This window comes from Vibrio sp. St2, from assembly GCF_947311885.1.
GTDB classification, from domain to species: Bacteria; Pseudomonadota; Gammaproteobacteria; order Enterobacterales; family Vibrionaceae; genus Vibrio; species Vibrio coralliilyticus.
Window position 1 is genome coordinate 851,854 of sequence record NZ_CAMZNA010000002.1, and the last position, 25,588, is coordinate 877,441.

At 47.9% G+C, this 25,588-nt stretch carries 26 protein-coding genes; 4 read left to right on the top strand and 22 right to left on the bottom strand.

Features of this window, described 5'->3' with window-relative positions; translation table 11 throughout:
* Window positions 1–11: 11 nt before the first annotated feature.
* The 17 genes from QMA41_RS10315 to urtA all read right to left on the bottom strand — a co-directional run bounded on the left by QMA41_RS10315 (window position 12) and on the right by urtA (window position 13,683).
* Window positions 12–527, bottom strand: a complete 516-nt coding sequence (locus QMA41_RS10315) for a GNAT family N-acetyltransferase (protein WP_281629579.1) — start codon at window positions 525–527, stop codon at window positions 12–14.
* Window positions 528–571: 44 nt separating this feature from the next.
* Window positions 572–1,123, bottom strand: a complete 552-nt coding sequence (locus QMA41_RS10320; protein ID WP_029236282.1) for a GNAT family N-acetyltransferase — start codon at window positions 1,121–1,123, stop codon at window positions 572–574.
* Window positions 1,124–1,155: 32 nt separating this feature from the next.
* Window positions 1,156–1,605, bottom strand: a complete 450-nt coding sequence (locus tag QMA41_RS10325; protein WP_281629580.1) for a GNAT family N-acetyltransferase — start codon at window positions 1,603–1,605, stop codon at window positions 1,156–1,158.
* 8 nt (window positions 1,606–1,613) lie between these two features.
* Window positions 1,614–2,018: a hypothetical protein gene (locus QMA41_RS10330; RefSeq protein ID WP_019277455.1), complete on the bottom strand. Its 405-nt coding sequence runs from the start codon at window positions 2,016–2,018 to the stop codon at window positions 1,614–1,616.
* A 184-nt stretch (window positions 2,019–2,202) separates the two neighbouring features.
* Window positions 2,203–2,826: an urease accessory protein UreG gene (gene ureG / locus QMA41_RS10335; RefSeq protein ID WP_019277454.1), complete on the bottom strand. Its 624-nt coding sequence runs from the start codon at window positions 2,824–2,826 to the stop codon at window positions 2,203–2,205.
* Window positions 2,827–2,850: 24 nt separating this feature from the next.
* Entirely contained in the window at window positions 2,851–3,540 is a 690-nt protein-coding gene (locus tag QMA41_RS10340; protein ID WP_281629581.1) for an urease accessory UreF family protein, read from the bottom strand.
* A gap of 9 nt (window positions 3,541–3,549) precedes the next feature.
* Window positions 3,550–4,107, bottom strand: coding sequence for a HupE/UreJ family protein (locus tag QMA41_RS10345; protein ID WP_043009716.1), 558 nt, complete (start codon window positions 4,105–4,107; stop codon window positions 3,550–3,552).
* A gap of 48 nt (window positions 4,108–4,155) precedes the next feature.
* Window positions 4,156–4,608, bottom strand: a complete 453-nt coding sequence (gene ureE / locus QMA41_RS10350) for an urease accessory protein UreE (protein WP_019277451.1) — start codon at window positions 4,606–4,608, stop codon at window positions 4,156–4,158.
* A gap of 21 nt (window positions 4,609–4,629) precedes the next feature.
* Window positions 4,630–6,333 carry an urease subunit alpha gene (ureC, locus tag QMA41_RS10355; RefSeq protein ID WP_281629582.1) on the bottom strand — a complete coding sequence of 568 codons (1,704 nt, stop codon included), beginning with the start codon at window positions 6,331–6,333 and terminating at the stop codon, window positions 4,630–4,632.
* Window positions 6,334–6,374: 41 nt separating this feature from the next.
* Complete coding sequence (locus QMA41_RS10360) at window positions 6,375–6,713, bottom strand: urease subunit beta (RefSeq protein WP_065742432.1); 339 nt, start codon at window positions 6,711–6,713, stop codon at window positions 6,375–6,377.
* A 9-nt stretch (window positions 6,714–6,722) separates the two neighbouring features.
* Window positions 6,723–7,025, bottom strand: coding sequence for an urease subunit gamma (ureA, locus tag QMA41_RS10365; RefSeq protein WP_006961912.1), 303 nt, complete (start codon window positions 7,023–7,025; stop codon window positions 6,723–6,725).
* 8 nt (window positions 7,026–7,033) lie between these two features.
* Window positions 7,034–7,942, bottom strand: coding sequence for an urease accessory protein UreD (locus QMA41_RS10370; protein WP_281629583.1), 909 nt, complete (start codon window positions 7,940–7,942; stop codon window positions 7,034–7,036).
* Complete coding sequence (gene urtE, locus QMA41_RS10375) at window positions 7,939–8,634, bottom strand: urea ABC transporter ATP-binding subunit UrtE (RefSeq protein ID WP_281629584.1); 696 nt, start codon at window positions 8,632–8,634, stop codon at window positions 7,939–7,941. The genes QMA41_RS10370 and urtE overlap by 4 nt, the downstream gene beginning before the upstream one ends.
* 1 nt (window position 8,635) lies before the next feature.
* The gene (urtD, locus tag QMA41_RS10380) at window positions 8,636–9,487 is read right to left on the bottom strand and encodes an urea ABC transporter ATP-binding protein UrtD (protein WP_281629585.1); all 852 of its coding nucleotides are present in this window, start codon (window positions 9,485–9,487) and stop codon (window positions 8,636–8,638) included.
* Window positions 9,484–10,656 carry an urea ABC transporter permease subunit UrtC gene (urtC, locus tag QMA41_RS10385; protein ID WP_281629586.1) on the bottom strand — a complete coding sequence of 391 codons (1,173 nt, stop codon included), beginning with the start codon at window positions 10,654–10,656 and terminating at the stop codon, window positions 9,484–9,486. The genes urtD and urtC overlap by 4 nt, the downstream gene beginning before the upstream one ends.
* 7 nt (window positions 10,657–10,663) lie before the next feature.
* A complete protein-coding gene (gene urtB / locus QMA41_RS10390) occupies window positions 10,664–12,313 on the bottom strand; it encodes an urea ABC transporter permease subunit UrtB (protein WP_281629587.1) in 1,650 nt (549 codons plus the stop codon).
* Between the two features lie 83 nt (window positions 12,314–12,396).
* Window positions 12,397–13,683, bottom strand: coding sequence for an urea ABC transporter substrate-binding protein (gene urtA / locus QMA41_RS10395; protein ID WP_043009708.1), 1,287 nt, complete (start codon window positions 13,681–13,683; stop codon window positions 12,397–12,399).
* Between the two features lie 574 nt (window positions 13,684–14,257).
* Here urtA and QMA41_RS10400 point away from each other — a divergent pair.
* The gene (locus tag QMA41_RS10400; protein ID WP_281629588.1) at window positions 14,258–15,616 is read left to right on the top strand and encodes a hypothetical protein; all 1,359 of its coding nucleotides are present in this window, start codon (window positions 14,258–14,260) and stop codon (window positions 15,614–15,616) included.
* 983 nt (window positions 15,617–16,599) lie between these two features.
* Window positions 16,600–17,637 carry a hypothetical protein gene (locus QMA41_RS10405; RefSeq protein ID WP_281629589.1) on the top strand — a complete coding sequence of 346 codons (1,038 nt, stop codon included), beginning with the start codon at window positions 16,600–16,602 and terminating at the stop codon, window positions 17,635–17,637.
* 139 nt (window positions 17,638–17,776) lie between these two features.
* Here the strand turns inward: QMA41_RS10405 and QMA41_RS10410 are convergent, their stop codons facing one another.
* The 4 genes from QMA41_RS10410 to gcl form a co-directional block, all read right to left on the bottom strand.
* Complete coding sequence (locus tag QMA41_RS10410) at window positions 17,777–18,391, bottom strand: TetR/AcrR family transcriptional regulator (RefSeq protein ID WP_038156877.1); 615 nt, start codon at window positions 18,389–18,391, stop codon at window positions 17,777–17,779.
* Between the two features lie 302 nt (window positions 18,392–18,693).
* On the bottom strand, window positions 18,694–19,593 hold the full coding sequence (locus QMA41_RS10415) for a 2-hydroxy-3-oxopropionate reductase (protein WP_171340138.1): 900 nt from the start codon (window positions 19,591–19,593) through the stop codon (window positions 18,694–18,696).
* 25 nt (window positions 19,594–19,618) lie between these two features.
* Window positions 19,619–20,395, bottom strand: coding sequence for a hydroxypyruvate isomerase (gene hyi, locus QMA41_RS10420; RefSeq protein WP_281629590.1), 777 nt, complete (start codon window positions 20,393–20,395; stop codon window positions 19,619–19,621).
* A gap of 59 nt (window positions 20,396–20,454) precedes the next feature.
* Window positions 20,455–22,227, bottom strand: coding sequence for a glyoxylate carboligase (gene gcl, locus QMA41_RS10425; RefSeq protein WP_006959841.1), 1,773 nt, complete (start codon window positions 22,225–22,227; stop codon window positions 20,455–20,457).
* Between the two features lie 312 nt (window positions 22,228–22,539).
* On the opposite strand from gcl, the gene aceB reads away from it, so the two are divergent.
* Window positions 22,540–24,168, top strand: coding sequence for a malate synthase A (gene aceB / locus QMA41_RS10430; RefSeq protein ID WP_281629591.1), 1,629 nt, complete (start codon window positions 22,540–22,542; stop codon window positions 24,166–24,168).
* Between the two features lie 20 nt (window positions 24,169–24,188).
* Window positions 24,189–24,626, top strand: a complete 438-nt coding sequence (locus tag QMA41_RS10435; RefSeq protein WP_006959844.1) for a heme-binding protein — start codon at window positions 24,189–24,191, stop codon at window positions 24,624–24,626.
* 40 nt (window positions 24,627–24,666) lie between these two features.
* Here the strand turns inward: QMA41_RS10435 and QMA41_RS10440 are convergent, their stop codons facing one another.
* Window positions 24,667–25,587 carry a LysR family transcriptional regulator gene (locus tag QMA41_RS10440; protein WP_045986358.1) on the bottom strand — a complete coding sequence of 307 codons (921 nt, stop codon included), beginning with the start codon at window positions 25,585–25,587 and terminating at the stop codon, window positions 24,667–24,669.
* Between the last annotated feature and the right edge of the window lies 1 nt (window position 25,588).

Consider the following 25,588-nt stretch of genomic DNA (forward strand, 5'->3'; position numbering starts at 1 on the left):
CAATGACTTAGCTATACCAATGAACGGTATACACAAACCTCACGTTTTTCGCCGTGTACCTCAACCGTCCGGTCTTCCTGATACTCAATCCCCAGTTTTTCAATCACTGATTTTGAACGCTGGTTGTGGACCAAATGCTGAACTTCAATCTCGACCAGATTCAGGTGTTGTTTGGCATACTCAATTAAGGCTTGAGATGCTTCAAACGCGATACCTTTCCCCCAATACGGAGTCCCTAACCAATAACCAAGAATACCAACACCTTCTTTCAGTGATGGAAGGCTGACGGCGCCGATGATGTCGTCACAACCTTTAATTGTGATGGCAAAAACAACCGCCGTTTTCTCACTAAAATGATGAATATGTGTCTTGATCCACTCCACAGCCATATTCGATTCGTACGGGTGAGGTATATTCGCCGTCATCTCCGCGATAACCTTTTCTCCCGCTAAATGGGCCACTCTCTCGCTGTCTGATAAACGAAAGGGTCTCAGGACTAATCTGTTTGTTTCTATATTGGGTTGCATTGCATACCTTGGTTTACAGTGTAAAAGTGACAAGCTCTGAAGCCTTAATGGCAAAGCTCTGCCTCAGTATTGATAGACATTGTGAGTTCTGAAATAGACTCATCATCAACTCGATAATAATCTGTCATTTCCCCAACAATTCGAAATCCATGTTTGAGATAAAGATTTTTAGCGGCAAGATTGACTGATAACACATTTAAGTCGAGCCACACGATCTGCTCATTGCGTTGACAAAACTCGATCACGGTTTGGATTAGCCGACTGCCTAATCCCATTTTCCGGCACTCTCGCTCTACGCCCATCCCTAGCCAAACGCGATGAGAGCAATAATCTTCCATATGATGTCGAAGGTCAATGTGGCCACAAATCTTCCCCTGTACGTCTTTTGCTAGCCAGAGTTGTCTCCATGCAACGTCAGAAAACTCAACGCTCACCCCGTCTATAAACTTTTGCTGTGTTTGAGTCGGAATGGCCCTGTTTGTACGTGATAGTGGCTGAAAAAGTGGTGTGCCATCGACACCATTTTCCGCAAGTTGATTTTCAAGGTAAACAAAAAACTGAGGTAAATCACTCTGCTCAGCTTGAACAATAGATATCTGCATCTGAGTATTCTTCAAAAGTAAATCGATTACAGCTTCAGTTTGAAGCCCTCATGGCTGGGTATAAAGCCCAGTTTTTCGTAAAAACGCAGCGCATCGGGTCTTTGTTTATCGCTGGTCAATTGCACCATGGAGCAATCTCTTTCCTTTGCAAGCTCGATGGCATGCTGAAACAAACGCTCACCTAACCCCTGACCGCGAAAGTTTTCATCCACTCGTACACCTTCAATTAAGCAGCGCCAGCTTCCCTGATGCGTTAAGTACGGAATGTATGTCAGTTGTAGCATTCCAACCACGCGTTGCTCAAACACGGCAACGATCAGCTCATTGTTTGGGTCTCGGTTAATCTCAGCGAAAGCCATCTGGTATTTATCGAATTGCGTCTTATCTTCACGCTGCTGACCTAATGGATCGTTAGCCAGCATACCAACGAGAGCGCCTAAATCATCCTCAGTCGCCGATCTGAATATCAACTCCATGTGTTTCCTTATTTTTCTATTTCTTCAAGCAATTGTGTCGCAATGCGTTCTATCTTCTCCAACGAGTGGTCACTCTTGTCTAACAAGAGCAAATCCGCCAATTCTGGATTCTCCCATTGTTTACCTTTAATAAAACAGCGCTCCGACAACTTATCCAACTTAAGGTCTTTCAACTCGAAGCTCAGCTCAGTCCAGAGCAATGACAGCTCTCCTTCCGCATCGATATCACGAATAGGGTTCTGCTTTTGCTTTCTGATGTAAATGGCGGTTTTTCGACTCGAAATCACTACCTTACGCAGCGCAGCGGTCGATTCCATCTTTCGGGATTGCTTCGCGCGCTTCAGGTTAGACACCCAGGTTCCGGCGTGCTTCACTAACTCCCAAAGCGACACACTGGTGACCAGTTCGATCAAATCATCTTCCTCTCAACATGGATTAACTGACACGCTCAAGTTAAGCGACATTATCAGACGCTATGCAACAACACGAGTTTGTTGAATTAAAAACGTGCCTCAGGTAGGAAGTCTTAAAGATAAAAATGGGCACCCTAAGGTGCCCGACAGGAGCAGTACGTTCTTGGGGGAAGAACTGAACTAATTAGTTGCGAGGAGTGAGCATGCCTTGTGTGACAATAAAGTCGATGATGGTATTCAGACCATGGCTCTCTTTGAGGTTAGTGAAGACATAAGGCTTGGTTGGGCGCATGCGTTGCGTATCTTGCTCCATCACTTCCAATGAAGCACCGACATAAGGTGCGAGGTCGATTTTATTAATCACCAGTAAATCCGAACGCGTTATGCCCGGGCCACCTTTACGTGGAATTTTCTCGCCTTCGGCAACATCAATCACGTAGATAGTTAAGTCTGCCAATTCAGGGCTAAACGTCGCACTGAGGTTATCACCACCACTTTCGACAAACACGACATCGAGATTCTTATGTCGCTTTGCCAGCTCCTCTACCGCTGCCAGGTTCATGGAAGCGTCTTCCCTAATTGCCGTATGCGGACAGCCTCCGGTCTCAACACCAATAATTCGATCCGGTTCGAGTGCTTCCGCGCGGGTGAGAATTTTGGCGTCTTCCTGTGTGTAGATATCGTTGGTAACCACGGCGATATTCAGCTTGTCGCGAATCGCTTTACATAGCACTTCCAATAGCGCCGTTTTACCCGAACCCACAGGGCCACCGATACCCACTCGCAGTGGTTGTTTGTAACTTTCCATATTAAAACCTCTGATTAAACTCCGTTATGAACGAAACAGCCGCGTGTATTGCGTTTCGTGAAGGCTGCTTGCGATAGATACCGAAGGTGTAAAGCTGCCAATCATCCAGTCTTCCGTCTGCTCGGCTTGCAACAGTGCTTGGGGAAACAACTCGCTCAGGTGAATCAAAACACGCTGTCCGTCCGTCTGCCCCATGGGCACCAGTTTCACGCCTGCCATGACCAGATTTTCAGCCCAGCTCCACAGGTAACCTTGCTTCAAGGCCAACGGTTCAATGTTCCAGTGTTGCGCCGCAATACACAGCCCTAATAGCTGATTCATTTCCAACTCTTGATCGAGAAAGCAGACATGCTCAATATCCAATTGCTTGAGCAGTGTTTTCAGTGCCAGACCTCGCTGACGCTCTTCAGCTCTTAACTCACGGGTTTCCCGACTAGAGTAAAGTAGCTCACTGCAATGACGTATTTTCTCCATGTCATCGTCTCGAAGTGCCTGCATATACTGCTCGATTAAGGGCAACTCCAATGTCGCTACGCTGTTCAGCAACATGTTCGCTAGCCAATCCTCCATAGCGTGTCGTCCGTCGACCCACCCCGCTTCTACGGCCCACTCCAGACCTTGCGAGTAGGTAAAGCCGCCAATAGGTAAGGAAGGACTGATGAGCTGAAAAAGCCGGTATAACGCTAAATCGGATTTCGTTTTCGTTGGCTCCATATCATTCAATTAGATCAAGACCAATGCACTGACACCGGCAACCCCTGCCGCTAACCAAGGGCTGAACATCGCTCGGCCAAACTGCATGCCTAAAAGAATCAATGCACTTGCGCTGGCCACCATACCGGCAGCAAAAGCAGACACCACACCTTGCGCTTCCACACCATGAGCGTAGCCGTGGAAGAAAATTAGCCCAATACATAAGGTGACAGCCAATCGCATCACATTCTCAGAAGCGTGAAAGGCTTGCCAGATAGCACCACTAACCACAAACAGAGAAGCACCAATAGCAAGCTCCATGGCAGAAAATCCACCCATCACCTGCCCTGCTGCCAGCCCCACAACCAAAGACATTAACGCCGCAGCTACAAGACCGATTTGGCGCTTAACCGACGTACGCAGACAAGCAATCAAAATACCGAACGCAACGAGCATAATAAGGTGATCAAATCCTGTGACGGGATGCGTCAGGCCTGAAGAAAAAGAATGACTATCGTGCCCCGGATGAGCCAGTACAGGTGTTGAAATCAGAAGCAGAGGCAGCACTGACGTAAATGTTTTTTTCATAATAACTTCCTTGTCGTTTTTGTAGTAAGTAATCCGTTTTATTAGTGATTAATGGTGGTGATGGTGCCCACCCGAACGGCCACCATAAGCACCGCTTTCTGGTTCAAACGGCGCCTTTTCCGTTGTGACTTTTGCACCAAGCCCTTCCACCATCTCATCCAGAACATGGTCGTGCTGATAGCGCACCCAACCAAATTCGACTTGCAGTGGTACATGGCGATTACCAAGGTGATAAGCGACACGAGTCAGCAGATGCAGATCACTGCAATACACTGTCGATACCTTCTCAGGCGCGGCTTTGACTTCAACCACCATGCCGCACTGGCTTTTTAACTGCTCGCCACCGCGTAAAATATGCCCGCGAGGCAGAAACAGTCCCGCTTCCCGACCATCATCCAGTTCGACCTTAAGGCGACTTTTAATTCGACTGTCGATCGGCAGGCTGAGAAATGCGTTGGGTTGTATTGTGATTTCAGTATTGATTTCGGTTAGCTCAATCATCTCGCTCCCTCATTGATGGTGTTAAAACAAAAAATATCGTTGTGCCATAGGTAGCACGTCGGCAGGCTCACAAACCAACAGCTCACCATCAGCACGAACCTGATAAGTTTGGGAATCGACTTCGATCTTTGGCTGCCAATCATTGAGCCTCATGTCGGCTTTGCTGATATCGCGGCAATGGCTGACGACACCAATCTGACTGCCAAGCCCAAGCTGCTGCGCAATACCGGTACGTTGTGCCTCCTGAGAAACAAACAGCATGGACGTGTTCTGGCTCGCTTTGCCGTAACTGCCAAACATACTGCGATAGTGAACCGGTTGAGGGGTCGGAATCGACGCATTCGGGTCCCCCATTGGTGCCATGGCGATCATGCCACCTTTGAGAATCACGCTTGGTTTGACCCCAAAGAAAGCGGGCTTCCACAGAACCAAATCCGCTAACTTACCCACTTCGATAGAACCAATTTCATGGGCCATACCATGAGTAATCGCCGGATTTATTGTGTATTTAGCGATATAGCGGCGAAGACGGAAATTATCGCTGTAAGACGAGTCCTCAGCCAGACTGCCACGCTGGACTTTCATCTTGTGCGCCGTTTGCCATGTACGGGTGATCACTTCACCAACTCGGCCCATTGCTTGAGAGTCCGACGCAATCATAGAGAAAGCACCAAGATCATGAAGTATGTCTTCTGCGGCGATGGTCTCGCGGCGAATGCGAGATTCCGCAAACGCGACATCTTCAGCAATCGAAGGAGATAGGTGGTGGCACACCATCAACATATCGAGGTGTTCATCCACGGTATTAACCGTGTATGGGCGTGTCGGGTTGGTTGAGGATGGCAAGACGTTCGACTCACCCGCAGCGCGGATAATGTCAGGTGCATGGCCACCACCGGCACCTTCGGTGTGATAGGTATGGATCACGCGATCGCCAATCGCACCCAGCGTCGACTCAACAAAACCAGACTCGTTAAGCGTATCGGTATGGATCGCAACCTGCACATCCATTTCATCGGCGACCGTCAGACAAGTATCAATTGATGCGGGTGTTGTACCCCAATCTTCATGCAGTTTAAGCCCCACTGCACCTGCCGCGACTTGTTCACGCAGGGCTTCTGGTTGGCTGGCATTCCCTTTGCCGAGCAAGCCAAAGTTCATCGGAAACTCGTCAAGAGACTCAAGCATACGATGCATGTTCCACGGACCCGGAGTACAGGTCGTCGCATTGGTTCCGGTATTGGGGCCAGTGCCGCCACCTATCATGGTCGTCACACCAGACGCGAGCGCTTCTTCTATCTGTTGCGGGCAGATGAAATGGATGTGAGAGTCGATACCGCCTGCGGTCAAAATCGAGCCCTCTCCTGCCAGCACTTCTGTTCCGGGACCAATCACAATGGTCACTTCCGGCTGAACATCTGGGTTACCCGCTTTGCCTATCGCCTGAATTCGGCCGTTCTTAATCGCGACATCTGCTTTCACAATCCCCCAGTAATCAAGAATGACAGCATTGGTGATCACTAAGTCGGGTGTTTCGGCGCTGGGTCTCTGACTCTGGCCCATACCATCGCGAATCACTTTACCACCACCGAATTTGACCTCATCGCCGTATACGGTGAAATCCTTTTCTACTTCAAGCCATAACTCAGTGTCCGCGAGACGCATGCGGTCGCCCACTGTTGGCCCAAACATTTCGGCATACGCCTGTCGGGAAATGCTTGCCATTACCTATCCTTGTGTTTGCTTTTTCGTTGTTCAGGCGATCACTAATCCAGTTTGCCCATGACTTTGCCCTGAAAGCCGTATACGTGCTGGCTGCCTGCGTATTCGACGAGTTCGACGCTGCGAGATTGCCCAGGTTCAAAACGCGTTGCAGTGCCTGCTGGGATATTAAGTCGATAGCCACGACAAGGCGTTCGATCGAACACCAAGGCGTCATTGACTTCGTAGAAATGATAGTGGGAGCCGATCTGCACTGGACGATCGCCAATGTTCTCAACGCTCACCTGAATGGTTTTGCGTCCAACATTGAGCTCAATTTCGCCTGCTGCGGTTTCAATCTGACCGGGCACAAAGCCGGATGAATGAATGGTTGTTCCTGCCATAAATCCCTCTTAGACAATCGGCTCGTGGACCGTGACCAGCTTAGTGCCGTCAGGGAATGTCGCTTCTACCTGCACATCCGGAATCATTGAGGCCACTCCCTCCATTACGTCTTCTACCGTAAGTAAGGTGCGGCCAAAATCCATCAGTTCAGACACGCTTTTGCCTTCACGAGCACCTTCGAGAATGGCACTGCTGATGTAGGCAACAGATTCGGGGTAATTAAGTTTGAGACCTTTTTCTTTGCGACTTTGCGCCAGCATGCCGGCGCAAAATATCAGTAACTTATCTTTTTCTCGAGGTGATAATTCCATGTTTTTCCTTATGTCGCCCAAATCCTCGGCGGATGTGGGAGAGTGCCTGTCCATTGCTGACGTGCCTGCTGCCACACGAGCTGAAAACTGTTGAGGATCACTTCACTCCAGTGACCCAATGCTCGAATCACCACCAGCTCTTCTAACTGTGTCGCAGCGATGATGATTTTGTCTGTGCCCACTTGGCTTTGTATATTAGAGAGCAAGCTCTGTACCAAATGGAAAAAATCGTCATCCTGTGAGGAAATGTAAAGCGTTCCCGACATAGGAAATCCGAGAAGGCCTTTTTGTTTCATATACTTATCGCCACCTCGAATATTTAACCCCTCGGTCAGAATTTTTTTTCCTTGACGATAAATCTCTGTTTTTCCGACCAAATGTCCTGAGCAAAATCCCTCATTTAGTGCAGGACGTCCAAAACAGTGCATCTCCCAGCCCACAAATTGTGCATCCCTTTCTAAGTGGATCTGAGTGTCTAAACGCGCGTGCGCATTGGGGAAAAAGATGTTCTCCTGGGGCAGCCATTCGAGTAACCCACCACTTTCGACAGTCAGGACTTGTTGCTGGTGCGCGTAGCGCTGTTCCGAGCGATAAAACTTCGTTGCTCCCGGCGTCGTCACTAAAGCGTGTGCCCCTTGCGCAACTTGTGTATCAATGCGTAACGTGTCACCGCCCACGACACCACCGGGAGGATGCAATAGATAGGTGTGGCAAGCCTTACCTTCAGGGTAAAGCGGACGCTGAATCGCCAAAGGTCCTTGTTGCTGGCGGTCGCGAATCACGGTTTTGTCACCACGATCCGTAAACAGCAGTTTGAGTTTCGCTTTCCAGCCAGATTCAGTGTCAGATTGAATCAGCTTATCCAGTCGCTGATTGTTGTTTTCAATGGCGAACGCCACCGCAGGATCACACATCATACTGTCAGATACTCCTTTATCATTGTGTCATTGAGTTGGCCCATTTCACCCTGAGCAACATTCCGTCCTCGGTCGAGAATGCAGAATTGGTCACCCACTTTGCGTGCAAAAGGCAGTTTCTGCTCAACCAGCAACACCGTCAGGCCGAGCTTTTCGTTGAGCATGCGGATAATATCGCCAATTTCCTGCACAATATTGGGCTGTATCCCTTCCGTCGGCTCATCTAGGATCAAAAGTCGTGGGTTGATGACCAAAGCACGACCAATCGCAAGCTGTTGCTGCTGGCCTCCTGATAAGTCACCACCTCGTCGATGGCGCATCTCCTTGAGAACCGGAAACAACTCATAAATAAACTCAGGAATCTGCCGATCACCTTTGTCTCTAATGGGCAAACCAACCTGAAGATTCTCCTCAACCGTCAGCATCGGAAATATCTGCCTACCCTGAGGGACATAGCCGATTCCAAGCCTAGAACGCATTTCCGCATCCACATTGAGTAATGAATTACCTTCCAGAGTGATATCGCCACTCTTGCTCGCCACCAAGCCCATGATGCACTGCAATAGCGTTGTTTTTCCGACCCCATTTCGGCCCATCAACACCGTGCATTTTCCCTCAGGGATGGTCATATTCAGATCCCATAGCGTGTGACTTTCGCCATAGAACTGATTCAGTCCAGATATCGTCAGCATTCTATTCCCCTAAATAAACCTGTTTCACTTGTTGATGCGCCTGTACTTCATCCATGGTTCCTTCAGCCAGCACATGTCCCTGGTGGAGCACAGTGACATGGCTGGCGATGGAGCGGACAAAGTCCATATCGTGCTCGACCACAACGACGGAATGCTTACCTGCCAGAGAGTTAAGCAGTTCAGATGTGCGATCCATTTCTTGATGAGTCATTCCAGCGACAGGTTCATCAATCAATAGCAACTTAGGGTTTTGCATAAGCAGCATACCGATTTCCAGCCACTGCTTTTGCCCATGAGAAAGGTTTCCAGCCAGCGATTTCGCACTCTCTTGAAGGTGGATAAGGCTCAGTACCGACTCAATCTGATCCCTTTGCTCGCCAGTCAGGTTGGCGGCGTAGGTCCCCCAGACTGAGCGCACACCGGACATCGCCAGCTCAAGGTTTTGCCAGACGTTGAGACACTCTATGACGGTCGGCTTTTGGAATTTACGACCAATTCCAGCGTTGGCAATTTGTGCTTCGTTCATCTTTAACAAATTGATGTTTGCTCCCAGCCAGACAGAGCCTGAGTCGGGTTTGGTTTTACCAGTGATAATGTCCATCATGGTGGTCTTGCCTGCCCCATTCGGGCCAATAATGCAGCGCAACTCACCTTCACGAATGTATAAATTCAGATCATTGATTGCCTGAAAACCATCAAAACTCTTATTAACCCCTTCGACGTAGAGCAGGATGTTGTGGCGAGTATCAATCAAGGGGTGATTGTCGGGCTTTAGAAAAGGAAAAACTTGATCGCGGCGAGTCAGAGCACGCATTGATTCACTGATCTGCCCCGGTTGAGTATACGCATTCATACCAGCGCCTCCTTTTCAGTCTGCTGACTGGCCTTTTTGTTGGACGATGTAAAGAAAGCGGCTTTGTCGCTGATAAAACCCATCAAGCCTTTCGGGAAATACATGGTTGAAAGCACAAACAAGCCACCCAGCGCGAATAACCAGACTTCAGGAAATTCAACCGTAAACCAGCTTTTGGCGTAGTTGATCAGCAGCGCTCCAACAATCGCACCAAACAGTGTGGCTCGGCCTCCCAACGCAACCCACACCACGACTTCGATAGAGTTGAGTGGCGCAAATTCACCGGGGTTAATAATACCGACCTGAGGAACGTATAAAGCCCCAGCAATACCCGCAATCACAGCTGAAAGCACAAACACCCACAGCTTGATGCCATCAACGTCGTATCCCATAAATCGGGTGCGAGACTCGGTATCACGGATCGCCAGCGCAACACGGCCAAGACGACTGGCGACAATCGAACGGCACAGCAGGTAACTGAAAATCAGCGCAACACCTGTTGCGATAAACAACGCGATGCGAGTTGAGTCCTGTTGCAAGCTAAAGCCAAGGATATCTTTAAAGTCCGTTAGGCCATTATTGCCGCCAAAGCCCATTTCATTGCGGAAGAAAGCCAGCATCAGAGCGTAAGTCAGTGCCTGAGTGATGATCGACAAATACACACCAGATACCCGCGAACGAAACGCTAGATAACCAAACACATAAGCCAACAATCCTGGAACCAGCACCACCATCAGGCTGGCAAACCAGAATTGATCAAAGCCATACCAGAACCATGGCAACTCCTGCCAGTTAAGGAACACCATGAAATCCGGTAGTTCAGGATTGGCGTACACGCCGCGATCGCCGATCTGACGCATCAGATACATGCCCATCGCATAACCGCCCAGCGCAAAGAAAGCGCCGTGGCCTAAGCTGAGGATCCCGACGTAACCCCACACTAAATCTACCGCTAATGCCAACATGGCGTAGCTGAGATACTTACCTAGCAGTGAAATGGTAAAGGTTTCCACATGCAGAGGATGCCCAGCTGGAAGCAGCACATTCGCCAGTGGTATCAACACTACCGCAGCCAGAATCGCCAGCAGCGTCAGTTGCCCACCTTTGTCTCCAGCCAGAGAAGAGAGAAGAAACGATCGTGACAGACCAGTCTTAAGTACGTGATTCATAGTCTGGTTACCCCTCTGCTGCTCGACCGCGCTGCGGGAATAATCCGCGAGGGCGCTTTTGAATGAATAAGATGATGAACACCAGCACCAGAATTTTCGCCAGTACCGCACCTGCCCATGGTTCTAAGAGTTTGTTGAACAGGCCAAGGCTCAGGCCTGCGACCAGCGTGCCCCATAAGTTACCGACACCACCAAACACCACCACCATAAATGAGTCGATGATGTATGCTTGCCCCATATTCGGACCGACGTTGGTCAACTGTGAAAGCGCGACACCTGCAACGCCTGCCACACCAGCGCCTAGACCAAAGGTCATGGCGTCAACGCGCTCCGAACGAATGCCCATTGCTCTTGCCATCGAACGGTTCTGCGATACTGCACGCACTTGTAAACCTAGTGGCGTCTTCTTCAACACCATGACCAAGCCAATAAACACCATGGCGCAGAACAGAATGATGTAAAGGCGATTAAATGTCAGGGACAGCATTGGGTTGATTTCCAGCGCACCAGACATCCATTCTGGCGTACTAACAGAGCGGTTAAGTGGAGAAAACACCGAGCGAACCGCTTGCTGCAAAATCAGACTGATACCGAAAGTGGCTAACAAGGTTTCAAGCGGTCGGCCATAGAGGTGGCGAATTACCGAACGTTCAATGGCAATACCGACTAACCCCGAGACCAGAAACGCCATAGGAATCGATAGAATCAGCGCCAGCCCAGTTTGTTGAGGTAGTAACTGCTGCATGACGTAAGTGGTGTATGCACCAAGCATGATCAACTCACCATGCGCCATGTTGATCACCCCCATCACACCGAAAGTGATCGCCAGACCAATCCCAGCTAAAACCAGCACAGAGCCAAGACTCAAACCAAAAAACAAGGTTTCTACACCTGAGTAAAAGCGCTGGCTTTGCTGATAGTCATCCAGCGCTCTTTGCGCAGCAGCAATTACAGCCTGATCCTTCTCACGGCTTAACACCTTGTTTAGCGTTTTTAGCACTATGGGTTGCTGGTAATCCGCCAGAATCTCAATCGCCGCAATGCGTGCCTTGGTATCCGCATTCAAAGCGCTATCCACCGCCAACGCCAGATGCAAGGCTGCAATCACTGACTCATCGCTTTCAGCCTTAAGTTGCAGCTTAAGCAGTGCGACCGTGTCCTGATTCATCTTCGCCATTAAGGCATTCACGGCACTAACGCGTACCGAGGGATCTGGGTGGCTTAAATCAAGCGAAGCTATTTCAAGGCGCAGTATTCCGCGCAACTTGTTGTTCACTCGCACTTTTTTAAACTGACGTTTATTTTCAATCACATAAGTTTCATCACTCCAGACATTCATTGCCTCAGAGCTAGCAGCCGAAGACGATGTGATATACAGCGCCTGATCGCGGGACTCGCCCGGCGTCTTAAGATGGTAGAGCCGACCATTGAGCCAGGCAGAAAGAATGGGATGAGCGACATTGGCGGGCTGAGTGCGCACCAGCCAAAAGATGGCCTGCTGTTTTTTGGCGGTGCTTTTACCAGTCAGAATCTTTGAAAATTCCGATGGGTTTATTGCTGGCCCGTTATACGCGAACGCCGCCTGAGAGATAAAGGGCAGCCACACCAAGGCTAAACAGACCATCAGCTTTTTGAGCACCCGAACTAAGCTTGTCATGAATTGTATCCTTACAAGACATATGGCAGAAAAGAAAAAGCAGCGCCGTAGAGGTTGCCCTCCTTGGCGCTGAAGGGAGACATCTAATTTGTGCTACCTGCACATTTATTGGTTTCAACATTAAATGCGCCGCAAGAAAACGGCTTAGACCAGCTGGAATAAAGCTTGGCGGATTCCGGTAAGTATTGTGACCAAGCATCCCCTGCGACCAGCCCCGTGGTTTCCCACACCACGTCGAACTGACCGTCATCCTGAATTTCACCAATCAGAACGGGTTTGGTGATGTGATGGTTTGGCAGCATGGTTGAGTAGCCGCCAGATAAGTTAGGCACAGACACCCCAATCAAGGCATCCTGTACAGCTTCTGAGTCCGTGGTGCCAGCGTTCGTCACCGCTTGCGCCCACATATTGAAGCCAATGTAGTGCGCTTCCATAGGGTCGTTGGTCACACGTTTTTCGCTGGCGATAAACTTCTGCCAAGCTTCAACAAACTCAGCGTTGTTATCAGTATCGACACTCATGAAGTAGTTCCACGCCGCCAAGTGACCAACCAGTGGCGCTGTATCCATACCAGACAGCTCTTCTTCACCCACAGAGAAAGCCACCACAGGGATGTCTTCAGATGAGACCCCTTGCGCCCCTAACTCTTTGTAGAAAGGCACGTTAGCATCGCCATTAATGGTTGAAACAACGGCGGTTTTCTTACCTTCAGCACCGAACTTCTTAATATCCGAGACAATCGACTGCCAGTCAGAATGACCAAATGGCGTGTAGTTGATCATGATGTCCTGTTCACTGACACCTTTACTCTTAAGGTAGGATTCCAAAATCTTGTTGGTGGTGCGAGGGTAAACGTAATCGGTACCCGCCAGCACCCAGCGCTCAACTTCCAGCTCTTCCATCAGATAATCCACTGCTGGGATCGCCTGTTGGTTTGGCGCAGCGCCAGTGTAGAAAACGTTTTTCGAAGACTCTTCGCCTTCATATTGAACAGGGTAGAAAAGAATGCTGTTAAGTTCTTCAAAAACCGGCAGCATGGATTTTCGCGATACCGAGGTCCAGCCACCAAACACAACGTCCACTTTCTCTTTTTCGATCAGCTCACGTGCTTTTTCAGCAAACAAAGGCCAGTTGGAAGCGGGGTCGACCACCACAGCTTCAAGCTTCTTGCCTAGCAGGCCGCCCTTTTTGTTCTGCTCCTCAACCAGCATCAAAACAGTGTCTTTCAGAGTGGTTTCGCTGATTGCCATGGTGCCAGAAAGGGAGTGCAGAACGCCGACTTTAATCGTCTCTTCCGCCTGAGCTGCCCCCGCCGCAAGTGCCAGTGAAGTGCCCAATACAGCAAGCTTAAGTTTGAACATCATGTTCATGTTGGATATCTCCTTATAATGAATGGTTATTCAACCTTTCGGTATCTGAGAAGAGAAATCCAAGAACAGTGCCAAGCTTAAAGCCCACACTAGATGGCAATTAATTAGTTGATTTTTAAATAATTAAAATTCAAATCCACCAAATTAGGGCGATGAGCTGAGTGACATTTGCTGCATAGTAGTGCAATCACATAACTATTTTCACCATTATGGCGATATGGCTCGAAAATTCGGGGGGAGCTGAGAAAAACTATGGGGAAAGGCTGAATCTATAACAAGCTTTTGTCCCTTTCCTTTCTAGTAACGCTCAACCTCACTAATCACAGTGAGGTGATTCGACCGACTTTTTCTTATCTGTGTAATGTCTTGGGGGTAGCTATAGCCAATGGAATAACGCAATATATTCCATTGGGTTAAGTTTAGGAAGAATTGATGCTAGTTAAAACTCTCAGTGCTTGGCACTTTGTCGCAGACACTAACCTCGTCGAGTTGGAGCATGGACTTTTAAACTCAATTACGTAGCACTCGAAACTAGATAGAATACAGAAGCCTTATCAACACGGATTTAGAAACGATGGGAAGCTACGTATACGACTACTTAAATGATTCATTGCTACTCGATAGTACACTCGTAACTAGGTTTTACAGTGGTTTGTCAGACGCTGTACTAGAACAGGAACTTATCAAGTATCGTGAGTACTGCTTAAAGGTGCTGCCTGAAATACGTGATGCAGTGAAATCTAACGGTGTGGTTAGTTGCTTGGCAACTGATACCCTGTCTCATACTTCTCATCTAAAACAGGCTGCATTGTATCTCGAAGAAGCTGTAGTTGCAGATCCAGTATTTGAACTAACGGACTTTAGAACCCAAGCTACAGAAGCCCTGACATCATTTATGGGTATGGCGTCAACCCCAAAAGTAGACCGCCAAAAACTAGCTAAAGCAGCGGTTCGACTGATTGAATTACGTCCGTTAGTATCAGGTGGTTACGTCAAACTGTACCCAGTTACTTTTGAACTTGAAAAGGGTGCTGAAGTACCACTGCTCTACTCAGATGTTGGATTTGAAGATTGCTTACCTCCAAACATCTTAGAACAGTACAAAGCTAGTGCAGATGTTCGAAGTGTTCAAAACGATAATGGACGAATGCTCGTAATGCGAGATCTGTATCCATGTAGAAACATCAGCATTCATTTTCAAGGCATGGAAAGTGGCTTCGCTATGGGTTATGTATTAAACCCAACAAAATTTGAACCGACTGATAAAGAAAACGTATTCACCATCATTCAAAAGAAGTCCTCTGTGCCACCCAGTAAACCTGATTTTGATGCTTGGGTAAATCAATCTGTAAATCAAACCGCACGAAATCACTTCATTGAACTAAGTAAGCGCATAGCGTTATCTGAATACCTTGGCTGCATGTTTGGTACGGAACATCCATTCGAAAGCAATCTGCTTAACATGAATGTCGGTAGTGCGGATATTCAAGCCAATACATTAAATTGTGCGCTACAGATGGACGTGCCATTCTTGGAACAAGTGTCCTCTGCTGATTTGATGTCTATCCGAAACAACGATGGTGAAGCATTCCAGTCATTCCGTGCTGAATTAGAAAAAGGGCTGCGTGAAGCGAGGCATGAAACTAACCTTAGTCGTGTGAAAGCAATTATCGAAGATACTCAGCATGAACTATTCGAAGTACAGATGCGCCAGATCGCACCTCAAATTAAGCACATCCAAAACACCCATCTTGCTGAAGCAGTGATTGCCGTAGCGGGTTTAGGTCTTAGTGTCGTGACTGGCGGGGCAAGTTTGATTGCTACTGGCATAGCAGGGCTTAGTGGAATGAAGTCACATAGCGACTACAAATCAAAACTCACTGCTAATCCAAGTCATTTCTTGTGGAATGTAAAACAAAAAGCAAAAAAGTAGTTCGATTAGTTCGTGATTCGATAGAAAGCCCGCTGTATGCGGGCTATTTGTTATGGGATTGCTTACTTGGGCTTGTAGGGGCGACTTCGTTCTCTCTATTGCTATCGAACCTAACAGTGTCTCTTTTCCTTTTTCCATAACTGTCGTAATTCATTAATAGCTGATTTAGCAAATGTGCCAACAAGTTTTTGTCCAGAAATGAGTCGATATAATGAGGGTTAATCCCTTGGAATTCGCCTTTATTCGTCATCGAGTTACGGCCGACTCAAAGAAGTTTAAAATATTTATGTGGATCAACGTATTAGGCATGTGGAGCTACATAGTTCTTATTGCAAGTCTATTATTTTTAAAGTTAACGGGGTACATGCCTTAAACCATATGGGAAGCGATCGCTTCCCATTTTTTATTGTTCATTTTGACTCGTTTACCAATAAAAAAAGCAGCGCTAAGGCTTAACTCCCTAGTAAAAAGCTAGAAAATATAACAAATGATTCTTTAGCTTTTTTATTTAAAGCTGCCAATTGAACTAGCTCTGTTTATCGGTTCCCAAGTTAAGCCATTGCTTAAATACTCATGTGTATTATTAGAATATAAATTTTATACCTTTCACCACTCTGTTAATTAAGACTGTCACTTTATAAGAGCCCTTACATAGCCTTACAAAGCCATACAATACTCACTTCGGTTTTAAATTAATCTGTTCATCTTCGATGAACAGATTTTGTACGTTTCTAGAAAATACTTATCTTGCTAGCACTATTGCGCTACGTTCATCTAGAAGTTATAAAAATGTTAATTAGGTGGGTCAGATTACCGCATTCGATACCTTCTTGTTGTAGCGTATTGAGAGTTCATACGCCCACATAAGTAGCACTTCGCATCATAGGATGCATATCTAAGATGTTCATGAACGAACAAGGAAACACAGCACTTTTAGGATGGTATAGGCACAGAAAAAGTACACCGAGTAGGGAGATAAGCCAATGTATAAAAATGATGCTATTGCAAGTCTAAAACAATACAACAAACTGGATGAGGTTGAAGTAGAACCCGGAGATGTGCTGATATTCAAAGTCTTCCCTGGGTGGGCATTTGGTCAAGTCGAACTCGGAATTACATGGGGACAAAAGCTTCTGCATAAGAAGTCAGCGGATGAAAAGTTCGGGATAAAACTTCAAGGTTCATCAACGTCTGAACATGCAGCCATTGGTTTATCAAATCGCCTATTAGCAGAAGCTGCTGCAGAAGTTCACGACACTGATGAGATACCAAACAATGCCGCTATTGTATTTAAATGCAAAAACAAAGAATTAGCTAAGGGTGCTGTGGCAGTGACTAAGGCACTTTGCAGAATTGATGTTGATACAAGACCTAAAAATCGAAATATTCTTGATGGTAATTATGACATGGGTGGCGCCATAAAATCGTTGTCTCAGGAAAGAGCTTTTAAGTCGACGACCAATCAGTTTATCGAAGACATTATCAGTTTCGTTTATGGTAGCAGTGACGTTATCCCTAATATGTTTTGTTCTCAGCTAGCCGTCGCGGCATATGAGAGTGCGTCCGTTGCCTTGTATGGCAAAACTTGTTTTGGCTCAGATCCTAGAGGTGTCACACCTAAATACTTGGAACACCTTCTCAATACTAGCGGGAATTTTTACCTCGCAGGAAAATTAAAAATCCCTGCTCTCATTCTTCACACTCACAAAGTGATAAAAAAATATGAGCATGCTAGAAAATGGAAACAAAGCAGCGAATCTATAGAACTGATGGAGATATTGGAAGAAGCATGGAGTCTGCAAGCACAGGAAAGAAAAGGGTTTGGGAGACTATTGCATATTTATGAGACGTATTTTGGGCTTAATGTAAAAAGTGAATTCAGGCACGAAATGCTTTCTCTGACTCCTGAATATCTAGAGGATTATCCAGCAGTCAAAGCGCTACACATGAAACCCAAAAGAAATGGTCGCTTGTACAATATGGTTTTTCAAGAGATCGCGCCGTTAGAATATTTTATGTGATAATTGCGATTGTTCAGTGCTAAATTGGTGCTAATCTCCAAGGTAACAATAAGGGCGTAACTATTAATTGGTTACGCCCTTTTTTTGATCAGATAAACCAACCAACTTCAGTCGCTAATTCGCATAAGTGGGTGGTTACTTACGCTTTACCCTTCACTCCACAGCCTTTAATCACTAGCTGGGTGATAAATTCAGCGGCTTGTTGGTAATCGCCATTATCCAGCGTGTCTTTCTGCATAACGTTACAGATCTGCCAGCTGAAATCTGCGTAAGTCTGCGTCGCTGCCCAGATGGTGAACATCAGGTGGTGTGCAGGGACTTTATCCATCAGCCCTTCTTCACTCCAGGTCGCGAATTTATCCAAAATCATCTGTGACTGCTTAAACAGCTCTTGCCCGATATCTTCTGGCAACACCTTAGCTCCTGACATCACTTCATTAGCAAACACTTTAGACGCGTGTGGGTGGTCGCGCGAAATACGCAGCTTAGCTTCAATGTATTGAGTTAAGGCTTCGACTGGGTCGTCGAGTTCTTCAATCGGGCGAGAGGCTTCCAGTAACGGCTGAGTCACCGTCTGGAGCACAGCATAGTAGAGCTTGTCTTTACTGCTGAAGTAGTAGAACACATTAGGTTTAGGGATATCTGCGGCTTTTGCAATATCCGCCATCTTTGTCGCTGCGTAGCCATGGGTGGCAAATTGTTCACTCGCGACATCGATAATCAATCCCTGATTTTTCTGCCTGATACGAGACATTGTTATTCCCTATACATCTGGTGTAACGACATACTAAACAATATGTTAAGAGAGACAAAGTGGTGAGGATAAAAAATCCCGAAGTAAGCACACCAGGAGCCTGCTATATGGAGCCCGAGGAAGGTGTAACTCCAACCTGCTGTCTTACGACGGGAACGCGTATAAAAGGAGACGAAAAACTACGCGATTTAGTAATGAATCATTTAGGAGCAGCGACTACGGATTCAAGCCATGAGAGAATCAGCAGGACCGCTACCCCATGGAACGATGAGGGAGAGGAATCCACATCGTCCCGACAGGAATTAGTCCCTGATTGAGTGGCCTGAGCGTTTCTCAATCGCTTTAATTAGCGCAGAGTGATCCCAGTTCTGGCCGCCCATTGCTGCACAATCTTCAAATAGCTCTTGAGCATTTGCGGTGTTTGGTAGTGCTACATCCAACTCTTTAGCGCCAGTCAGCGCAAGGTCTAGATCTTTCTGGTGCAATGTAATCTTAAAGCCTGGGTCGAATGTGCCTTCCACCATGCGCTCGCCGTGCACTTCAAGAATCTTAGAGTTAGCAAATCCGCCAAGCAGTGCCTGACGTACACGCGCTGGATCAGCGCCCGCTTTTGATGCAAACACTAAAGCTTCAGATACGGCTTCGATGTTCAGCGCAACAATGATTTGATTAGCGACTTTACACGTCTGACCCGCACCATTTTCACCGACTAGCGTGATGTTTTTACCCATCACCTCAAACAGTGGACGCGCTTTATCAAACGCTGATTGCTCACCACCAACCATGATGCTCAGTGACGCATTAATAGCACCCACTTCACCGCCTGATACAGGTGCATCAAGATATTGCGCACCACTTTCGTTGACACGTGCCGCAATCGCCTTGGTTGCGATTGGTGAAATCGAGCTCATGTCGATAACCAGTTTGCCTGCTGCGCCACTTTCGTTTAGGCCAGCTTCAACACCGTTCTCACCGAACAGTACGTCTTCTACCTGCGGTGTGTTTGGCACCATCAGGATAATCGCGTCCGCTAGGCGAGTCGCTTCTGCTGGTGAGTGACAAACCAGCGCACCAGCTTCAACAAGTTCAACCGGTGGCGGGTTGAAGTGATCAGTCAACACAATGTCGTGACCCGCTTTTTGCAGGTTGATCGCCATTGGCTTACCCATGATACCTGTACCGATAAATGCAATTTTCATAATATGTTCTCCGTAACGTTAACCGCACTTAGCGGTATAGGTTTAGCCAATCTAAGCCTTCAGTTGTGGTGGTTTTTGGCTTGTATTCACAGCCCACCCAACCTTGGTAACCCAATTCATCCAGATGTTTGAGGACAAACGGGTAGTTAATCTCACCAGTTCCCGGTTCATGACGGCCCGGGTTGTCCGCCAACTGCACGTGGGCGATCTGGCCAATGTTGGCACTCATGGTTGGCGCTAAATCCCCTTCCATGATCTGCATGTGATAGATGTCGTACTGAATGAACAGGTTGTCACTGCCCACTTCTTTAATCACTGCTTTGGCCTGCTCAGTAGTGTTGAGGAAAAAGCCCGGAATATCACGAGTGTTAATCGCTTCAATAACCAGTCGAAGCCCCGCTTCCTGCAAAGCCTGAGCGGCGTATCTGAGGTTAATGACAAAGGCTGCATGCGCATCCTGTTGGCTGACACCAGCAGGGATAATCCCCGCCAGACAGTTGACCTGCGTGTTGCCCAGCACCTTGGCGTACTGAATGGCTAACGCAACGCCTGACTGAAACTCTTCGATGCGTGACGGGTCACACGCAATGCCGCGGTCGCCAGCATCCCAATCGCCCGCTGGAAGGTTGAACAGCACCTGTGTCAGGTTGTTTTGCTCCAGCTTCTGTTTGATTTGCTCAGCATCGAATGCGTAAGGGAAGAGGTATTCCACACCGCTGAATCCAGCCTGAGCAGCAGCGTCAAAGCGCTCAAGGAAATCAACCTCGGTAAATAACATGGATAAATTTGCAGCAAACTTTGCCATAGTGATGTCCTTTTTCTTGCAGCCCTTTCGGGCTGCTTCAGTATTTTGCGATAAACAGATTATTGATTGGCTAGCGCGGTTGGTGCGTCATCGATGCTGTCTGCCAGAGATTCAAACTCGTTGATGGCATCAATCTCTACACCCATAGAAATGTTGGTCACGCGCTCAAGAATCACTTCCACCACAACAGGTACTTTGTGTTTGTTCATCAGCTCTTTCGCTTGTGCAAACGCGGCCTGCATCTGTTCTGGGTCAGTTACACGAATCGCTTTACAACCTAAGCCTTCAACCACAGTCACGTGGTCAACACCGTAGCCATCAAGCTCTGGCGCATTTTGGTTTTCAAACGCCAACTGAACACAGTAGTCGATATCGAACTGGCGCTGCGCCTGACGAATCAAACCTAGATAGGAGTTGTTCACCAATACGTGGATGTATGGCAGATTGAACTGAGCACCTACCGCCAATTCTTCAATCATGAATTGGAAGTCGTAGTCTCCCGAAATTGCCACGATGTCGCGGTTTGGATCCGCTGCACGTACGCCTAGAGCAGCTGGTGTTGTCCAGCCAAGCGGACCTGCTTGACCACAGTTGATCCAGTGGCGTGGTTTGTAAACGTGAAGGAACTGCGCCGCCGCAATCTGGGACAAACCGATAGTGCTGACGTAGCACGTATCGCGGCCAAAGGCTTTGTTCATCTCTTCATAAACACGCATTGGTTTGATTGGCGCGTCAGTGTAGTGCGTCTTACGCAGCATGCTCGATTTACGCTGCTGACATTCCGCCACCCAAGCGCCACGATTAGGCAGTTTGCCTGCATCACGCCACTCACGAGCGACTTCAACCAGCAATTCCAGCGCTGCTTTGGCGTCAGAAACGATACCAAGATCCGGACAGAACACGCGGCCAATTTGAGTTGGTTCAATATCGACGTGAACAAACTTGCGGCCTTTGGTGTAGACATCCAGTGAACCAGTGTGGCGGTTCGCCCAGCGGTTACCAATACCGAACACGAAATCCGATTCCAGCATAGTTGCGTTGCCATAGCGGTGCGCAGTCTGCAAGCCCACCATACCGGCCATCAGTTCGTGATCGTCCGCAATGGAACCCCAGCCCATCAAGGTTGGGATAACAGGCACACCAGTAATTTCAGCGAACTGTTGCAGTAGCTCTTCCGCACCAGCGTTGATTACGCCGCCACCTGAAACGATGACTGGGTTTTGTGACTCACACATCATCGCCATCGCTTTCTCAACCTGCGCACGTGTCGCTTTTGGTTGATACGCTTCTAGCGGCTCATAGGTGTCGATGTCGAATTCAATTTCCGTTAACTGAACATCAAGTGGAAGGTCGATCAGAACCGGACCCGGACGACCAGAACGCATTAGGTGGAATGCCTGCTGGAAAGCACGTGGCACCTGAGCGGGCTCTAGAACCGTCGTCGCCCATTTGGTGACAGGTTTCGCAATGGATTCAATATCCACCGCCTGAAAATCTTCTTTGTGCAGGCGGGCTCTTGGCGCCTGACCCGTAATACATAAGATTGGAATGGAATCCGCCGACGCTGAATACAGGCCAGTGATCATGTCTGTCCCTGCTGGGCCAGATGTACCGATACAGACACCAATGTTGTCTTGATTAGTACGGGTGTAACCCTCCGCCATGTGCGATGCACCTTCCACATGTCGTGCTAACACATGATCAATACCACCGAGCTTTTTCATTGCCGCGTACATAGGGTTGATGGCAGCGCCTGGAACGCCGAAGGCAATGTCTACGCCTTCCTTTTTCAATACTTCTACCGCTGCTTCGATTGCCTTCATCTTTGCCATGCGAACCTCCATTTCAATTGTATACAATCCAAAGATACTTTGTGTACTATGAATCAATTTCTAAATATAGCAACCCCCATTTGCAACATTTTTTCAACATAGAACATTTACCCTAAGTGGTTGCTAACCCCATAACACAAAGAAATCATTGCTTTACATAAAATATCTTTACGTAAAAATAATTTCCCAGACGAGCAAATGAAAAATAAATGTTAAATACCCTTTGATTGTTTACAAATTTTCCCATATAAGTATTCGTGTAAATAATTTTTGTACACAAAATCGATCAATATTGTTTAAAGGAGACGAACAATGAATTTGAACGATCTAGCCGAAAGAGAAGAAACTGCCTGTCTGGAGGTTGTCGGTCATACAGACAACCCAGGCTATAAGGAGATTCTGTCAGATGAAGCCCTTTCTTTTCTGACAGTATTGGTAAACCGATTTGGCGCCCGTCGTGACGCTTTGCTGCAAGCACGCGAGGAACAGCAAAAGCAATACGATGCGGGTGCATTACCAGATTTCAGAGCTGACACTCAGGCGATTCGTGATGACAAATCATGGAAAGTGGCAACACCACCGCCAGAGCTATTGGATCGCCGAGTAGAAATTACCGGTCCGGTAGACAGAAAAATGGTTATCAACGCGCTGAACTCTGGCGCAAAAGTCTTTATGTGCTGCTTTGAAGATGCTTCTTCACCGACATGGGAAAACATGGTCGAAGGGCAAATCAACCTCAGAGACGCCAACGCAGGCACCATCAGCTACTTTGACGACAAAAAAAATAAGCAATATGAGCTGAATGCTAACCCTGCCCTACTGATCGCTCGTCCACGCGGCCTGCACCTGCCAGAGCAATCAATCCAATTCAATCAACAAGTGATTCCAGGCTGTTTAATGGATTTCGCTTTGTACTTCTATCACAACTACCAGACCCGATCGCAACAAGGTCTGGGCGTATACTACTACATTCCTAAGCTAGAAAGCATGGAAGAAGCAAAATGGTGGGATGACGTATTTGCTTTCACTGAAGATCACTTCGGCGTGGCACGTGGCACCATCCGCGCAACCGTACTGATCGAAACACTGCCAGCAGTATTCCAAATGGAAGAGATGCTCTACGCCATGCGCGATCATATCGTGGCGATGAACTGCGGCCGCTGGGATTACATTTTCAGCTACATCAAAACGTTGAAAAACCATCCAGATCGCATCCTGCCAGATCGTCATGTGGTTGGTATGGATAAAGAATTCCTCAATGCTTACAGCCAGTTACTAGTCAGAACCTGCCACCAGCGTGGTGCGTTGGCAATGGGCGGCATGTCGGCCTTTATTCCTGCCAAAGACCCGCAGGAGATGGAACGCGTCACCGCTAAAGTGATTGAAGATAAAGAACGTGAATCACGCAATGGCCACGACGGTACTTGGGTCGCTCACCCTGCTTTAGTCGACTTGGCGATGTCTGTGTTCGATAAAAATCTTGAAGGCAAAGTCAATCAGCTCGATTTCGTCAGCCCTACGCACGAGATTGGCGCAGAGCTGCTGCTTAAACCGTGTGAAGGCTCGCGTGATGAAGCTGGCGTGCGCAAGAACATTCGCATCGCTCTTTACTACATTGAGGCATGGATTCAGGGCTCAGGTTGTGTGCCTATCTATGGTCTGATGGAAGACGCGGCGACCGCAGAAATCTCACGCGCGAACATCTGGCAATGGATTCATCATGGCGTGAAGCTGGATGATGGCCAAACCTTCAACAAAGAATTATTCCACACGTGGTTGTATCAGGAACTCGACACTATCAAACAGGAAGTGGGTGAGGCTCGCTATGCGGCAGGCCGCTTTGAACAAACTGCTGACCTTTTCTATAAGTTGTCTACTGCAGAAGAGTTCGCCACCTTCCTGACCTTACCTAGTTACGAGCTTCTGCAAGGAGCCGCGTAAACAAAAAATCAGGAGATAACATGGGAAGTTTAACTCTAGAACAAGCACTAGCCGTCATTGACGGTACTTTTCAGGCTGGACAAAAGAGCCAAAGCGCCCCTCTGACGGTCGCTGTACTCGACAGCGGAGGAAAGCTGATTACATTGCAGCGACAAGATGGTAGCAGCATGATGCGGCCAGACATCGCAATCGCAAAAGCATGGGGTGCTCTCGCGCTCGGCTGCTCCTCCAGAAAGCTCGCTCAAGACGCAGACAACCGCCCCGCGTTTATCTCCGCCGTAAACGTTCTGGCACACGGTAATATGGTCCCCGTCCCTGGTGGCTTACTGATCCGTGATGCTGAGCAGAACATCCTCGGCGCGGTCGGTGTTAGTGGAGATATCTCCGACCTCGACGAAAGCTGCGCCCTGCGTGGTATCACTCACGCTGACTTGTTCTGTGATGAGAACGCAGCATAACCTTTCATCAAAAGCGGCTCCGGCCGCTTTTTTATTACCGTTAACGGCCCAACACAGGCAGTTCTGTCAACATTTCCTGAAGTAAATCCGAAAACGCATCAATGACTGGCTGTTTGCGCTCATTGGCAATGTCATCAGGCCGCTGGATCACGCCATACTGATAGCGAGGCAAGTCCAAGATCGGCAACGCACGAATCTTGTGATTGTCCATCCCTTTGAGCATGGTGCTGTTGGCAATCGACACGCCAATCCCTTCCGCCACCAGTGAACAAGCGACATCGACAGAGTGCGCTTCAACGACAATTTCCGGAAACAAATTACTGCGAGTAAACCAGTTCATCACATCATGACGAGTACTGCTCTTACGTCCGATCATGACCAGTTTCTGATCGCGCAAGTTGTCAGCGTTGACCGAGTGGAATGACTCGAACTCATGGCCCTCGGGAAACACACACATCGCAATCCCTGAATCCAGCGCCGTAGAGCGAAACTTGGAATGATTGCTGATGCGGGTAAACCCAACATCGGCCTGACCGGAATAGACACTTTCTTCAATCGACTGATAATGGCTTGAAAACAATTCAACCGACACGTCAGGAAATAGCGCCACCAACTGCTTGATGAGTTTAGGTGCCAGTGACTTGGCAAAGGTATAAGGCATCGCAATCTTGAATACTTGCTTCGCTTTGCGTCCCCTTTTGATTTCCGACGCCTGAGTCTGGAGCTGCTCCATACCTTCTAAAACGTGCAGTGCGTTTGATAACAAATTGAGCGATTCGGGCTTAATTTTCAATCTCCCTCTGTCTCGTTCAAAGAGATCCAGATCAAGCTCCTTTTCCAGCTGAGCCAACATTCGACTCACTCCAGATTGAGATAAGTTCAACTGCTCTGCCGCCAGACTGGTTGTCCCAGCTTGGCTGATGGCTTTAAGCGCCCGAAGTTGTTTTGCCGTTATATTCATC